The 11,844-nt window shown below is 63.4% G+C and carries 15 protein-coding genes and 1 tRNA gene; 2 read left to right on the top strand and 14 right to left on the bottom strand.

Annotated elements, in window-relative coordinates; all coding sequences use genetic code 11:
- Window positions 1-17 precede the first annotated feature (17 nt).
- Genes psaK through KBZ22_RS01545 form a run of 6 tightly spaced genes read right to left on the bottom strand, consistent with a single transcriptional unit; the run spans window position 18 to window position 3,889 of the window.
- Complete coding sequence (psaK, locus tag KBZ22_RS01570) at window positions 18-275, bottom strand: photosystem I reaction center subunit PsaK (protein WP_255020765.1); 258 nt, start codon at window positions 273-275, stop codon at window positions 18-20.
- Window positions 276-330: 55 nt separating this feature from the next.
- Window positions 331-1,413, bottom strand: coding sequence for an ABC transporter substrate-binding protein (locus KBZ22_RS01565; protein WP_255020764.1), 1,083 nt, complete (start codon window positions 1,411-1,413; stop codon window positions 331-333).
- A complete protein-coding gene (locus KBZ22_RS01560; RefSeq protein WP_106501637.1) occupies window positions 1,413-1,742 on the bottom strand; it encodes a DUF3593 domain-containing protein in 330 nt (109 codons plus the stop codon). Before KBZ22_RS01560 ends, KBZ22_RS01565 begins: the two co-directional genes overlap by 1 nt.
- Window positions 1,739-2,044: a DUF2499 domain-containing protein gene (locus tag KBZ22_RS01555; protein WP_106501638.1), complete on the bottom strand. Its 306-nt coding sequence runs from the start codon at window positions 2,042-2,044 to the stop codon at window positions 1,739-1,741. Before KBZ22_RS01555 ends, KBZ22_RS01560 begins: the two co-directional genes overlap by 4 nt.
- 4 nt (window positions 2,045-2,048) lie before the next feature.
- Entirely contained in the window at window positions 2,049-2,915 is an 867-nt protein-coding gene (locus KBZ22_RS01550) for a hypothetical protein (RefSeq protein ID WP_255020763.1), read from the bottom strand.
- A gap of 5 nt (window positions 2,916-2,920) precedes the next feature.
- Window positions 2,921-3,889: a sulfotransferase domain-containing protein gene (locus KBZ22_RS01545; RefSeq protein WP_255020762.1), complete on the bottom strand. Its 969-nt coding sequence runs from the start codon at window positions 3,887-3,889 to the stop codon at window positions 2,921-2,923.
- A 74-nt stretch (window positions 3,890-3,963) separates the two neighbouring features.
- Here KBZ22_RS01545 and csaB point away from each other — a divergent pair, with 74 nt between their 5' ends.
- On the top strand, window positions 3,964-5,043 hold the full coding sequence (csaB, locus tag KBZ22_RS01540) for a polysaccharide pyruvyl transferase CsaB (protein WP_254941492.1): 1,080 nt from the start codon (window positions 3,964-3,966) through the stop codon (window positions 5,041-5,043).
- Window positions 5,044-5,067: 24 nt separating this feature from the next.
- Here csaB and KBZ22_RS01535 read toward each other — a convergent pair whose 3' ends face one another.
- From KBZ22_RS01535 to KBZ22_RS01505, 7 genes are all read right to left on the bottom strand, one after another.
- A complete protein-coding gene (locus tag KBZ22_RS01535) occupies window positions 5,068-5,646 on the bottom strand; it encodes a peroxiredoxin (protein WP_254999292.1) in 579 nt (192 codons plus the stop codon).
- A gap of 7 nt (window positions 5,647-5,653) precedes the next feature.
- The gene (rpmB, locus tag KBZ22_RS01530; RefSeq protein WP_106501739.1) at window positions 5,654-5,890 is read right to left on the bottom strand and encodes a 50S ribosomal protein L28; all 237 of its coding nucleotides are present in this window, start codon (window positions 5,888-5,890) and stop codon (window positions 5,654-5,656) included.
- A 102-nt stretch (window positions 5,891-5,992) separates the two neighbouring features.
- Window positions 5,993-7,918: a molecular chaperone HtpG gene (htpG, locus tag KBZ22_RS01525; RefSeq protein ID WP_255020761.1), complete on the bottom strand. Its 1,926-nt coding sequence runs from the start codon at window positions 7,916-7,918 to the stop codon at window positions 5,993-5,995.
- A 144-nt stretch (window positions 7,919-8,062) separates the two neighbouring features.
- Window positions 8,063-8,287, bottom strand: coding sequence for a ferredoxin family protein (locus KBZ22_RS01520; RefSeq protein WP_106501642.1), 225 nt, complete (start codon window positions 8,285-8,287; stop codon window positions 8,063-8,065).
- A 9-nt stretch (window positions 8,288-8,296) separates the two neighbouring features.
- On the bottom strand, window positions 8,297-9,466 hold the full coding sequence (locus KBZ22_RS01515) for an ATP phosphoribosyltransferase regulatory subunit (RefSeq protein ID WP_255020760.1): 1,170 nt from the start codon (window positions 9,464-9,466) through the stop codon (window positions 8,297-8,299).
- 46 nt (window positions 9,467-9,512) lie between these two features.
- Window positions 9,513-10,391, bottom strand: a complete 879-nt coding sequence (locus KBZ22_RS01510) for an inositol monophosphatase family protein (RefSeq protein WP_255020759.1) — start codon at window positions 10,389-10,391, stop codon at window positions 9,513-9,515.
- On the bottom strand, window positions 10,388-10,756 hold the full coding sequence (locus KBZ22_RS01505) for a 2Fe-2S iron-sulfur cluster-binding protein (RefSeq protein WP_254941498.1): 369 nt from the start codon (window positions 10,754-10,756) through the stop codon (window positions 10,388-10,390). Before KBZ22_RS01505 ends, KBZ22_RS01510 begins: the two co-directional genes overlap by 4 nt.
- 38 nt (window positions 10,757-10,794) lie before the next feature.
- Here KBZ22_RS01505 and KBZ22_RS01500 point away from each other — a divergent pair.
- Window positions 10,795-10,881: transfer RNA gene (locus KBZ22_RS01500), tRNA-Ser, on the top strand.
- Between the two features lie 122 nt (window positions 10,882-11,003).
- Here KBZ22_RS01500 and pstB read toward each other — a convergent pair.
- On the bottom strand, window positions 11,004-11,828 hold the full coding sequence (gene pstB / locus KBZ22_RS01495; protein ID WP_255020758.1) for a phosphate ABC transporter ATP-binding protein PstB: 825 nt from the start codon (window positions 11,826-11,828) through the stop codon (window positions 11,004-11,006).
- Between the last annotated feature and the right edge of the window lie 16 nt (window positions 11,829-11,844).

Here is an 11,844-nt window from a genome sequence, read left to right as displayed (position 1 = left end):
GGGTGGAACCCAGGTTTTCAGACCACGCCGCGGGAGGCCATGCCAAGGATGGCGCCCATGCCGAGGATGTGGCCGAGGCTCAAGGTGCCGAGCATGGCGCCGTGGCTGAAACCGCCAAATAGCCCGGGGCTGGGCAGCTTCAGACCAACGTTTTGCTGTTGGATCGTGGCCTTGCCAATTGCGATGGCGATCACGTTGCAGACAATCATCACCAACGCCACCTTGGGTGACCAGGTGATGGTGGCGGGGGCAAGGGCCAGGAGGGGAGCGATCATGGAGCAGGTGCCAACGCCCCATCTTCCGGGCAGCACCGCCTATGGATGACCCGGCTTAAGACTTGTTCATTGCCTGCTGCCGCAGCCGGGTGACTACGCCATCGCGCTTGAGCCTGCCAAGCGCTTCATTGATCCGGGTTTCCAGGTCTTCGCTGATGCCTGGTGAGAGGGCGAATGCCTGGGATTGGGGGTTGAGGTTGCGCAGCGCCAGCCCGTAGCGCTTGTGGGGCAGTTGCTGCAGCAAAAAGTCGAGCTGGATGTCGTCGGCGAGCACCGCATCCACGGCGTCAGCCACCAGCAGGCTGTCGGCGCGGATCACTTGATCCAGCTCGCGCAGCTGAATCGGTGGCTGCAGGCCGGAGTCGTTGAGTCTTTGCAGTAGGTCGTCGCTGACGGTGCCACGCCGCACGGCAACCCGCTGGCCGGCGAGATCGTTGAGGCTGCGGATGTTGGGGCTCGCCAATTCCTGGTTGCCCCGCACGACGTTCAAGGTGACGTAGCTGACCAGCAGCGAGGCCGTGATGATCCGCACCAGGTAGGCCACAAAGACAAAGGTGTGGCCCCGTGTACTAACAACAACGGTGTTTGTGCCAGGGCCGGTGGCCAGCACTTGGAAGATCAGGGCGAAGGCGCGGCGCGGCCCGATCTCCCAGCTGCTGGGTTTGCTGCCGTTGCGCTCCACCTGCCAGACAGCCACGCTCAACAGGCCTATCAGCACCACGTAGGCCACCAGCAGCCTGATCAGATCAGGAGCCAGCAGGCTGCGCAGCAGGGAACTGCCGAGCTCCAGCTGGTTGCGTTTGACCATCACCCCCAAGCCCGATTCCTGAAAGGGCAGGCTGAAGCGGTTCTGGCGGATGCGTTCTGGTGAGATGGTGATGCAGCCGATCGCAACGTCCACTTCGTTGCGCTTGGTGGCCGCCAGGAGCTCGGTTGTGTTGTCTGCTGGCACCAGTACGTAGGGGATCTGCTCCTGGTCGGCGACCTGTTGCCACAGTTCCACTGCCATGCCACTCCAGCTGCCCCGCTGGCGATAGGAGCAGGGCTGGGAGCCATCCGCCACGCCGACTCTCAATACGGGTGCAGCCTGGCTGGGCCCAGCGGCCAGGCTGACGACGATCGCCAGAAGCCAGAGCATCAAGATCGGGGCGGTTGGGCCGTGATCACGGCGCCAATGCCGCTGAAGCCCAGCACCACCAGCAGGTTGGAGATCGTGAGCAGCGATTCAGCTCCCCCATGCAAGGAATCCACATTGGCCAGCAGCTCGCCGTAGCGCAGTTGGGCCACGATGGCGGCGGCAATCGTGACGGCCACAAACACCAGGGTGAATTGAAAGCCCCGCAGGGCCAGCTTGGGGAAACCCTCAATCCGCCCTGCCCACCAAAGGAAGGCCAGATAGGGGAGTAGCGACAACACGAACAAAGGCGTGGGGTCGATGCCGGCAAGCCAGCCGAGGGGGCCGCTCATGGCGTCGCCTGCCGCTGCTGGCGCAGCAGGTTCCAGGCTGCAAGTGCCAAGGCGGCGTTGCCAATGGTGGTGAGGCCCGCCTGAAACACCACCAGGCCCTGCAGGTTTGGGCTGTTGTCAAATAGATGCCAGGTGCAGGCAGCCATGGCGCTCACCAAGGCTGGCAACATTGCCAGGCTCAACCAACGCCAACCGCCCTCCCGGCGAGCCACCCCCAGGCGCTGCACGGCCACCATCGCTACCACCCACTCGAGCACCGAGGTGACGTGAATCCACCAGGTGGGTAGGGAGAGGGCATGCATGGGGTCAGAGCAGGGGCGTGAGCTTCTCTTCGGAGCGTGACAGGTCCTGGATGCGACGGCGCAGGGTGTCGACCAGTTCGGCAATGGCCGGCGCGTTTCGGTTGTCGTGCAGCACCACCAAGCTCTCGACGTAATGGGAGGGCACGGCGACATCGAGCTCAACCACCGGCAGGGTGGTTCGCAGGGTCTTGAGTATCAGGCTGTTGGCGAAGTACACGGCCTCTTTCTGACTTTGTTTAGCGACGGCGTAGGCCTGCTCTGGCTGGAAGTGATGCTGGAAGAAGTTTTGGATGAACAGATTCTGGGCGCGGGGATTGAACGGGAAGGTCGCGATCTGGCAGCACGATCCGATCTCCAGTCGGGTTGGGCTGGAGATATCAACCACACGAGAGTCCGCCAGGGTCACCAGATGGATTGGCGAGCGGTAGAGGTCGAAACAGGTGAAGCGATGGTCGTCGCTGGACGGTCGTTCGGGCAGGGTTGCCAGGCAGGCGTCGACCACCCGCTCCTTCAGCAGGTCCAGACAGTGATGGGGCGACCCCGGCGCGTCGCTGGGGTTGATGATCCAGTTCTTCGGCAGCGGCCTTAGTAGGTGGTCTTGACTCCAGGCTGGAGCCTGAAGCCGCAGGGGGCGATGGCCATGGATTCGATTGAGTTGGTGCACTTCTCTCTCCATTCGCACCAGCAGGGAATTTCCGCTCAGGTGCCACTGGCCGCCTCTGCGTTGCAGCTTGAGGCCGAGGTTGGACTCGGCCTGACTGACCCGCCGGGAGACCGTGCTCTGATTGCAGCGGGCCCTATCTCCGGCTAGGACACCACTCCCCAGCCAGATCAAAAGATCCAGAGCTTCCAGTGTCTCAACGGTGACCATCGCGCCTAGCCATCCACCGTGGGCAGTTGTTGATCGCAGCTTCGATGGAGCCAATGGTGGCAGTCGGGGCTAAGGGCGCTGCGGCTCACCCGCTCGTAGGCCTCCAGCTGCTCCGGCCGCAGCACCCCCCGCCAACGCCCGTTGGTACCCCGGTAGAGAAAAGATTCGGCGCCCCCCTTCCAGAGACGCCCGCCGCAGGGCACATAGGTGGCGCTGCGCCGCCGCATGGCTTTGAAGTCGACGGCGGCACACACCATTTCTAAGCGCTCCGGGTCGGGGTCTATGCCCAGGAAGCAGGCGATCCGCTGCACCTGAGCAAGGAGATCGGCCTTGAGGTCGTTGTAGTGGAGCAAGAGAATGTTGGGTTGTTGGTGGTGATCCCACCAAGACTGCACGTTGTGAAAGAACGACCAGTAGGGCCACCCGTCCTGCTCCCAACCCAGCCAGCCGCGTTGCAGCCAGTCATCAAAGAAGGTCTGCACATCGGCGGGGGCGCGCGGAAAGGTATCGCCCCGCTCGTTGGGCACTTGGTTGACCAGCTGGTGGGCTTCGTCACTCCAATTGATGTAGTGATTCCAGAGTGACATCGCCACATCCCGTCCATCGCGGGCAATGTATAAAAACGAGCGCTGGTGGTCCCAGGGGAGGGCATCCAGGGGTAGATGGCTCTTGATGAAGCGGCGGTGGCGTTGCTGCTCCAGGGTTTGCTGCAGGGCCTCAAGATCGTGATAATTCGCCTCCAGCCAGGGAGAGAGCTCTGCCAGCGAGGCAGGCAATTCGCCCTCAAACAGCAGATGGGCCACGATCGACTGCAGCCAAGTGGTTCCGCTCTTGTACGGACTGGCGATGATGATGTCGTCGTCGCGGGGGGTCAGCCCATTCCAGCGCTGGCTATCGAAGTGGTGATTGCGGATGCGGCGCGTAAGTTGCGGGTCACTGCATCGCGGGTCTGGGCATTGAGGGTCAGAGCTCACCAAACCGCAAAAGTGGAAAAGCTGCGGAGAACTTAGGTAGGCTGAAAGGCTATTTGGGTGCTTTCGAGCGGTCTGTGGTCGCAACCCGCCAGGAGATCTCGGAGCCGACCCCGCGGCTGTTGCTTTGCGGCTACTACGGCGAGCACAACCTGGGCGACGACGCCCTGCTGGAGGTGCTGCTGAGCCAGTTGCCAGCGGGTTATCAGGCCACGGTTACGGCCCACGACGGTGCTCTCGTGCGGGAGCGCTTTGGGGTTGATACGGTGGCGCGCCGCAGCTTGCCCCTGGTGCTCAAGGCGCTGCGGCACTGTGATGCCTTGGTGCTTGGCGGCGGCAGCCTGTTGCAGGATTCCACCAGTTTCAAGAGCCTGCTCTATTACGCAGCTCTGATTGGGGCCGCCCGCTTGCAGGCCAAGCCTGTGCTGCTTTGGGGCCAGGGGCTGGGACCCCTGCAGCGGCGGCGCAGCCGATTGCTGGTGGGCCGCCTGCTGCGATTGGCAACGGCTGTGAGCTGGCGCGACCCGGAGTCGGCTGCCCTGGCCAGGAGCCTGGGGCGTGACGGACCCGTGGGCAGCGATCCGGTCTGGGGCCTACCTCCCCAGCAATGGCGGGGTAGGGGCGGCCCCTTGGTGCTTTGCTTCCGCCCCACCCGCCAGTTGCAGGGTTCAGCTTGGAGGCCCTATCTGGCAGCCCTGGATCAGTTGGCCGCCAGCCACGACCGGAAGGTGATCTGGCTGCCTTTCCACGCCAACCAGGACCGGGGCCTGCTGGAGCAGCTGCGCCGCGAGCAGCTGCTGCCGCCCGGGCTGGCAGCCCGCAGTCGGGAGGTGCTGGCTGAGCGGCCCCAGGAGGCGATGGCCATATGCAGCGGTGCTGGCTTGGTGGTGGCGATGCGGCTGCACGGCCTGATCCTGGCAGCCCTCTCCGGTGCGCCCTGCGCTGCCCTTAGCTATGACCCCAAGGTGGCTGCCGCCGCCGCCAACCTGGGCTGCTCCTGTCAAAATCTGGATATGGCGCCCGGCCCTGGGCTGGTGGCCAGCTGGGATAGGGCGCTAGACACCCCTCCACCCGCTTCAAGGCTGCTGGAGCTGCGCCAGCAGAGCGAAGTACACCAGCAAGTATTTGCATGTCTGGCGCCACTGGCTGTTTTATGACCAATTGGCTGCGTTAGCGCCTGATCAGCTGGCCTGAAGCTCCCGAAGGCTGGTGAGCACTTCGGCGCTGTGGCCGCTGGGACGGACCGCCACCCAGGTGGAGCGCAATATGCCCGAGGGGTCGATGAGGAAGGTGTGGCGCTGAGAGAAGGGAGCGATCCAGCTGCCATAGGCGCGGCTCACAGTGCCAGCTGGATCAGATAGCAAGGGAAACGCCAGCCCCTCGCTGCTGCAGAAATCGGCGTGGGATTCGGCATCGTCGGCACTCACTCCAACCACGGCCGCATTGGCGGCACGGAAGCTGGCCAGGTCTTTTTGAAAACCACGAGCTTCGATGGTGCAGCCGCCGGTGAAATCACGGGGATAGAAGTAGAGCACCAACCATTTGCCCTGGAAGTCGGCCAAATTCAGCCGAGTAGGTACGGCTTCACCATCGGCTGCTGGCGCAATGCCGGCTAGGTCGAAATCAGGGGCGGATTGGTTGAGTGCGGGCAGGGTGCCTCCCAAAGCAAAAGCCTGTCGGCTGGATGCCAACAGGCTTGCAGCACCCGCAGCTGCGGGCAGAAGAGCAACTAGGCCCTGCAGAAGTGCCCGACGCCGCATCGCAGGCTCAGATTTTGGCCAGGTTGACGCCCAACTCTTTGGCGTAAGCGCCCAGGCCCTTCTTCTGGATGGTTTTCAGAGCGCGGGTGGAGACGCGCAACTTGATGAAGCGGTTGCCTTCAGCCCACCACAGACGGCGCTCTTGCAGGTTCACCTGCTGGAGCTTTTTGGTGCGCACGTGGGAGTGCGAGACGGCCATGCCGTTGTTGGCGCGCTTGCCTGTGAGCTGGCAGACCCGGGACATGAACGATTTCCAAAACGACTTGCAGGGACTAGTCCCGAGTGAACATCCTACCAAAGGGCAGATCCAGCCTGGGCTGGCCCTGCCGCTAGCTACCTGAGGGAGTCAGAGCCCCCGCTCCATCAGCTTGCCCATCAAATCGGCGCTGCGCTGCTGGAAGCCGGCCAGCTCGTTGGGCTCCAGGCCGCCCACCGCCAGGCGCGCCAATTCATACACATGGCGGCCAAGATCATCGGCCAGCTGCTGGCTGGGGGAGCTGCCGCCACTGCCACCGGTTGTGATCACCGAACCGGCAGAGAGCTTGAGCAGGCCTTCCACCAGCTTGTGTTTGCGGTTGACAAGCAGCACGTGGTGATCGGGCAAGCCCGGCAGGCGCTGCTCCATCAGGGCTCCCATGTCGTTGAGACGGCGCATCTGCTCCGGCAGCAGGATCAAGGCGGCGGGGGCGTTGTCACCCTTGAGGGCCTGGACCTGGATGGTGATCTTGTCGTTGGCCAGAGCTGCCTTGAATAAATCGCGCAGCTTTTCGGAATTGTCCTTGCCGTCTGCGTCGCTGATCTCGCTTTCTTTCTCCTGCAGCGATTCATCCAGCTCGCTGTCCACCCGCTGGAATTTGAGCTCCTCGTGGCGGTATTCGAGCCAGGGGATGAACTGGGTGTCGATGAAGGTGTCGGCCAGCAGCACCTCGGCCCCCTGGCTCTTCCATAGGGCAAGGGCCCCAGCCTGGCCTGCTTCATCGGTGCAGTAGAGGATGCGCTTGTCGTTGGCGCCATCTAGGCGGGTGCGGTAGCCAGCCAGGGTGGTGTAGGCCTTGCCGCCTTCGCCGGGGATGGGGTCAATGCTCTCGCCCTCACCAGGCTCCTGCTCCGTGGGGGAAGAACTAGTGCCAAACAGAACCAGATCGGCCACCTGGTCTGCGAATTTTTCATCCTCCATGGCGCCGATCTTGATGAAGGGGGCCAGCGACTCCCAACTTTCGGCGTAGCGCTTGGGGTCGTCGCGATGTAGCTCCTTGAGCCGGTCGCCCACCTTCTTGGCCACGAAGCCACCGATCGAACGCACCCGCCGGTCGGTTTGCAGGGCGGAGCGGCTCACGTTCAGGGGAATGTCGGGCGAATCAATCACGCCGCGCAGGGGCAGCAGGTAGCGGGGCACCACCTCCTTGATCGAGTCGCTCACAAAAACGTTGTTGCAGTAGAGCTTGATCTCGCCCTTCTCCCAATCGGCCCGGCCAGTGGATTTGGGGAAAAACAGGATGCCCTGCAGGTTGTAGGGATAGTCGGTGTTGAGGTGCACCCACAGCAGGGGATCGCCCTGGAAGGGATAGAGGTAGCGGTAGAGCTCGATGTAGTCGTTGTCGGTGAGGTCCCTGGGGCTCTTGCGCCAAGGGGCCTCGCGCTTATTGACGGTTTCGCCTTCCAGCTGCACTTCCACCGGCAGGAAGTCGCAGTAGGTGGTTATTAAGGTGCGGATACGGGCCGGCTCGATGTATTCGAGCTCCTCCTCCATCAGGTGCAGGATCACGTCGGTGCCGGGCTCGCTGCGCTCGGCCAGCTCCAGGCTGAAGTTGGGGGAGCCATCACAGCTCCAGCGCACCGCCTCCGCGCCAGCACTGGCCGAGAGGGTCACCAGCTCCACCTGCTTAGCCACCATGAAGCTGGAATAGAAGCCCAGGCCGAAGTGGCCGATGATCGCGTCGTTTTCTTGCTTGTATTTCTCGAGGAAGTCTTCGGCGCTGGAAAAGGCCACCTGGTTGATGTAGCGCTTCACCTCATCGACATTCATGCCGATGCCGTTGTCGGAGATGGTGAGAGTGTTGGCCTCGCGGTCGATGCGGATCGAAATCTTGGCTTCAGGCCCTTCGCTGCAGTCGCCAGCCATCGCCGCCATGCGCCGCTTGCTGATGGCATCCACGCCATTGCTCACCAGCTCCCGCAGAAACACCTCATGGCCGCTGTAGACGGCCTTTTTGATGATCGGAAAGATGTTTTCGGTGTGGATCTGAATCTGGCCCTGTTCCAGCACCGTCATGGCAAGCGTTAGGTCGTTGGGGCAAACCTTACGGAGCTTGGGCCTTCCGGCTCAATGGACCTGAGGGAGGGGTCTCCGAACTTTGACTTGGCTAAGTCTTGGCTAAGCTAAGCGGCGCAGCAGGCAGGCTGTGCGCTGCGCCGCTCAGCCTGCCTGCTGCAGCTCGGGCTTTTCTTCGGGAAGGATGGCCCCCTGCACGGGACACACCTGCAGGCAGATGCCGCAATCGATGCAGGTGTCGAAGTCGATCCAATAAAAGTTTGTGCCCTTGCTGTTGGCACCTTGGCCGGGGTTGATGCAAGCCACGGGGCAGGCATCAACGCAATCGGCTACGCCCTCGCAGACGTTGGTGACGATCGTGTGAGCCATCTTCGAACTTTAGGAATCGATCCAGAGGGTACGGCCGCAGCCGCGGGCTTGGCCGAGGGCTTCTGCTTCCGCTTGGTTGGTGCAGGCCCCGCTGAGCAGTTCAGCGCAGGTGCCCATCTGGTGCAAGGCCTCCAGCTGGTCGAGGGCTGCGGCCAGGTGTTGGGGGTTGCCGTAGGCCACCAGTACCGGCGAAGGGCTCTCTATGGCAGGTGCCACCAGCTCCCGCACCGCTCCCACATCGAAGCCAAAGCCCACTCCCGCAGCCTCGCTTGGCTCTGGACAAAAGCGACCCACCAGGGCGTCGTAACGACCGCCGCTGGCAATCTCCACCGGCACCTCCTGGCCTTGACACACCAGCTTCAGCACCAGGCCGTCGTAGAGGGCGAAGTGGGGCTGGAAGCTGGGGTCGAGCTGCAATTGCACCCCCAGGCGCTCTGCGGCCGGGGCCACCGCAGCCAGGGTCTCGCCCAGCTCCGTTAGCAGGGTGATGGGGCCCAGCCACTGCTCCAGTTGATACAGCACTTTGGCTGGCTCGCCGCGCAGGCGCATCAGGTTGCCCAGGCGCTGCCTATCAGAATCCGGCAAGGCCAGTTGGGCCAGAGCCAGGGGGTCGAAGTTGGTTAGGGCGGCGCGGGCAGCGCCCTGCTGCTGCTCGGGTAGCTGGCGCAGCAGGGCGCTGAGCACCCCGTGGTGCCCCACCAGCAGCCGGGGTTGGTGATGGGCCTGCAGTCCAAGGGCTCCGGCGGCGGCAAGCAGCAGCCGCATCAGCTCCACATCGGCGGCGGCGGTTTGGGCCCCGAGCAGCTCTACGCCGCTCTGCAATTGTTCATGCAGCCGCTGGGAGCCGCCTTCAGCCGTGGAGCTGCGGAAGGTGCTGCCCATGGCCCAGAGCCGCAGGGGGCGGGGTCGCTCGGCCAGGCGGGTGCTGGCGGCGCGGGCGATCGAGGCGGTCAGCTCCGGACGCAGCCCCAGGGGCTCATCACTTGCCAGCCGCACCAGCTCGCGGCCGTCGATGCCACCGCCGGCTTCCAGGGTGTCGAGCCGCTCAAAGCTGGGCGGCGCTACCTCCTGGTAGCCCCAAAGCCGATACACAGCTGCTAGTTGATCGGCGATGCGCCGGTTGCCCTCAACTTCACGGGGGTTGAGATCCCGAACGCCAGCGGCAGGTTGCAGGGCCATTGCGGCGTTGAAGGTGGGATGGGGTGGGCTGATCCTATGGATCGAATCAGGGGGAGTCGAGTTCGGGGGCGCCATAGCTGGCGCCGGCCAGGGGGCGGCAGGATGCCAGGCCTTCGATCAGGGCTGGTTGCAGGGTCGCTCCACAGGCCAGGATCCGCCCCGAGTCGATCGCAAATGCCGAGCCGTCGTAGGCGCTCACCACACCGCCGGCTTGCTCCACAAGCACCGCTCCGGCGGCCAGATCCCAGGGCGATAGGCCCCGCTCCCAAATGCCATCGAGTTTGCCGGCGGCCACGAAGGCCAGATCCAGGGCCACTGAGCCGCCGCGGCGCACGCCCTGGCTGCGGTGGGTAAACCAGGCGAATTCGGCGTAGTTGTTGTCGAGGCGGCTGCGGCGGTCGTAGGCAAAGCCGGTCACCAGCAGGGCCTGCTCAAGGCTGGGGCAGGCGCTAACAGCCAACCTGCTGCCATTGCACCAGGAGCCCAGGCCTGGTGCGGCCCAGTAGAGCTGGTCCAGGCCTGGTGCGGCTAGGGCGCCGAGCAGGGGCTGGCCGCGCCAGCACAGGCCCACCGAGGTGGCAAACAGCGGGTAGCTGTGGGCGTAGTTGGTGGTGCCATCTAGGGGATCGACGCACCACTCCAGCTCGCCTGGCCTGGGGCGGCGTCCGCTCTCCTCGGCCAGAACGCCAATCTGCGGTGTTTCAGCCTCGAGCAGCGCCAGCACCGCTGCTTCAGCGGCATGGTCTGCCTCGGTGACCAGATCGCCGGAGCGCCCCTTCTCACGCACCTGCTGCAGGCGGCCAAAGTGCTGGCGCAGTTGCTCGCCACCGACCTCCGCCGCCCGGCGCGCCACCGCCGATAGGTGTTCGAGCTCGCCGCTGCTCAGGCCCGATTGCTCGTAGACCGCGGTGCTAGCTGCTTTCATTCCTCCTCCAGGGGTAGGGCGCTGCGCACCTTGCCGCGGCCAAAGTGCCGCCCAAACTGCAGTTCGTAGACCTCGTCCTCCTCCTGGGTCACCACCTCCAAGGGGCCGGTGGCCCGGGCCACGCAGAGAAGTCCGTAGCCACGCCCGCGCAGCTCCCGCGACAGCCCCAGGGCCTCGCGCTGATCGATTTCGCCGCTGATCACGCGCACGGCGCAGGCGGTGCAGCAGCCGTTGCGGCAACTAAAAGGCAAGGGATCGCCCTGCTGCTCAAAGCTGCGCAGGATGTATTCCCCTTCGGGAACCTCATGGCGAATCACCTGGCCGGTTTGGAGCCAGTGAACCGTGATCGGATGGGTGCGAGTCATGCTGCTACATTGCCATCTGGTTGCCCCATTTTGCCCCTGGAGAGGTGGCCGAGTGGTCGAAGGCGCAGCACTGGAAATGCTGTATAGGGGCAACTCTATCGAGGGTTCGAATCCCTCCCTCTCCGTTATAAAGCCGGCCTTGCGGCCGGCTTTTTCATGGCCTTCAGAGATTGAATGAATCAATCCATGCTTAGCCAAGTTGCTGATTTTGATATAAATTTCTATTTTAAACCCTTATCGTTGTATATCAGCCGAATCGGCCGCTCACGTAGTCCTGGGTGGCCTGCTGGCCGGGGGCATTGAAGATCCGTTCGGTGTCGTTGAACTCCACCAGGTAGCCCACCTTGCCTGTGCCACCTTCCACTGCTTCGGCATTGAAGAAGGCCGTTTGATCAGCCACACGCACGGCTTGCTGCATGTTGTGGGTCACGATGATGATCGTGTAGCTGCGCTTCAGCTCATGCATTGTTTCTTCAATCTTCAATGTGGAGATCGGATCAAGCGCTGAGCAAGGCTCGTCCATCAAGATCACCTCAGGCTCGGTGGCGATGGCGCGGGCGATGCAGAGGCGCTGCTGCTGGCCGCCCGAGAGGGCAAATCCGCTCTCCCTAAGCTTGTCCTTGCATTCGTCCCACACTGCAGCCTTGCGCAGGGAGCGCTCCACCAGCTCATCCATATCACCCTTGAAGCCGTTGATCCGCGCGCCGAAGGCGATGTTCTCGTAGATCGATTTTGGGAAGGGATTGGGCTTCTGGAACACCATGCCAATGCGCCTGCGCACCTCCACTGGATCCACTTTGGGGTCGTAGAGATCGTGGCCGTCAAAAACAACTCTGCCCTTGAGCTTGCAGCCCGGAATCAGATCGTTCATCCGATTGAGGCCGCGCAATACGGTCGACTTACCGCAGCCTGAAGGTCCGATAAAGGCGGTCACCCGGCCGCGGGGAATATCCATGAACACATTTTTCACCGCCTCAAACTTGCCGTAGGAGATGGTGACGTTCTGCAGGGACATGCAGGCATCCCCCGTGGAGGAATCGGCGGCCTGGCTGGAGAGGGAGCTGCTGGTCATTGCACTGGAGGGAATG

It is taken from the genome of Cyanobium sp. L1E-Cus, from assembly GCF_024345755.1.
Classification (GTDB): domain Bacteria; phylum Cyanobacteriota; class Cyanobacteriia; order PCC-6307; family Cyanobiaceae; genus Cyanobium_A; species Cyanobium_A usitatum.
The sequence above is the reverse complement of the archived record's forward strand: the minus strand, read 5'-3'. Positions and strand labels throughout refer to the sequence as shown.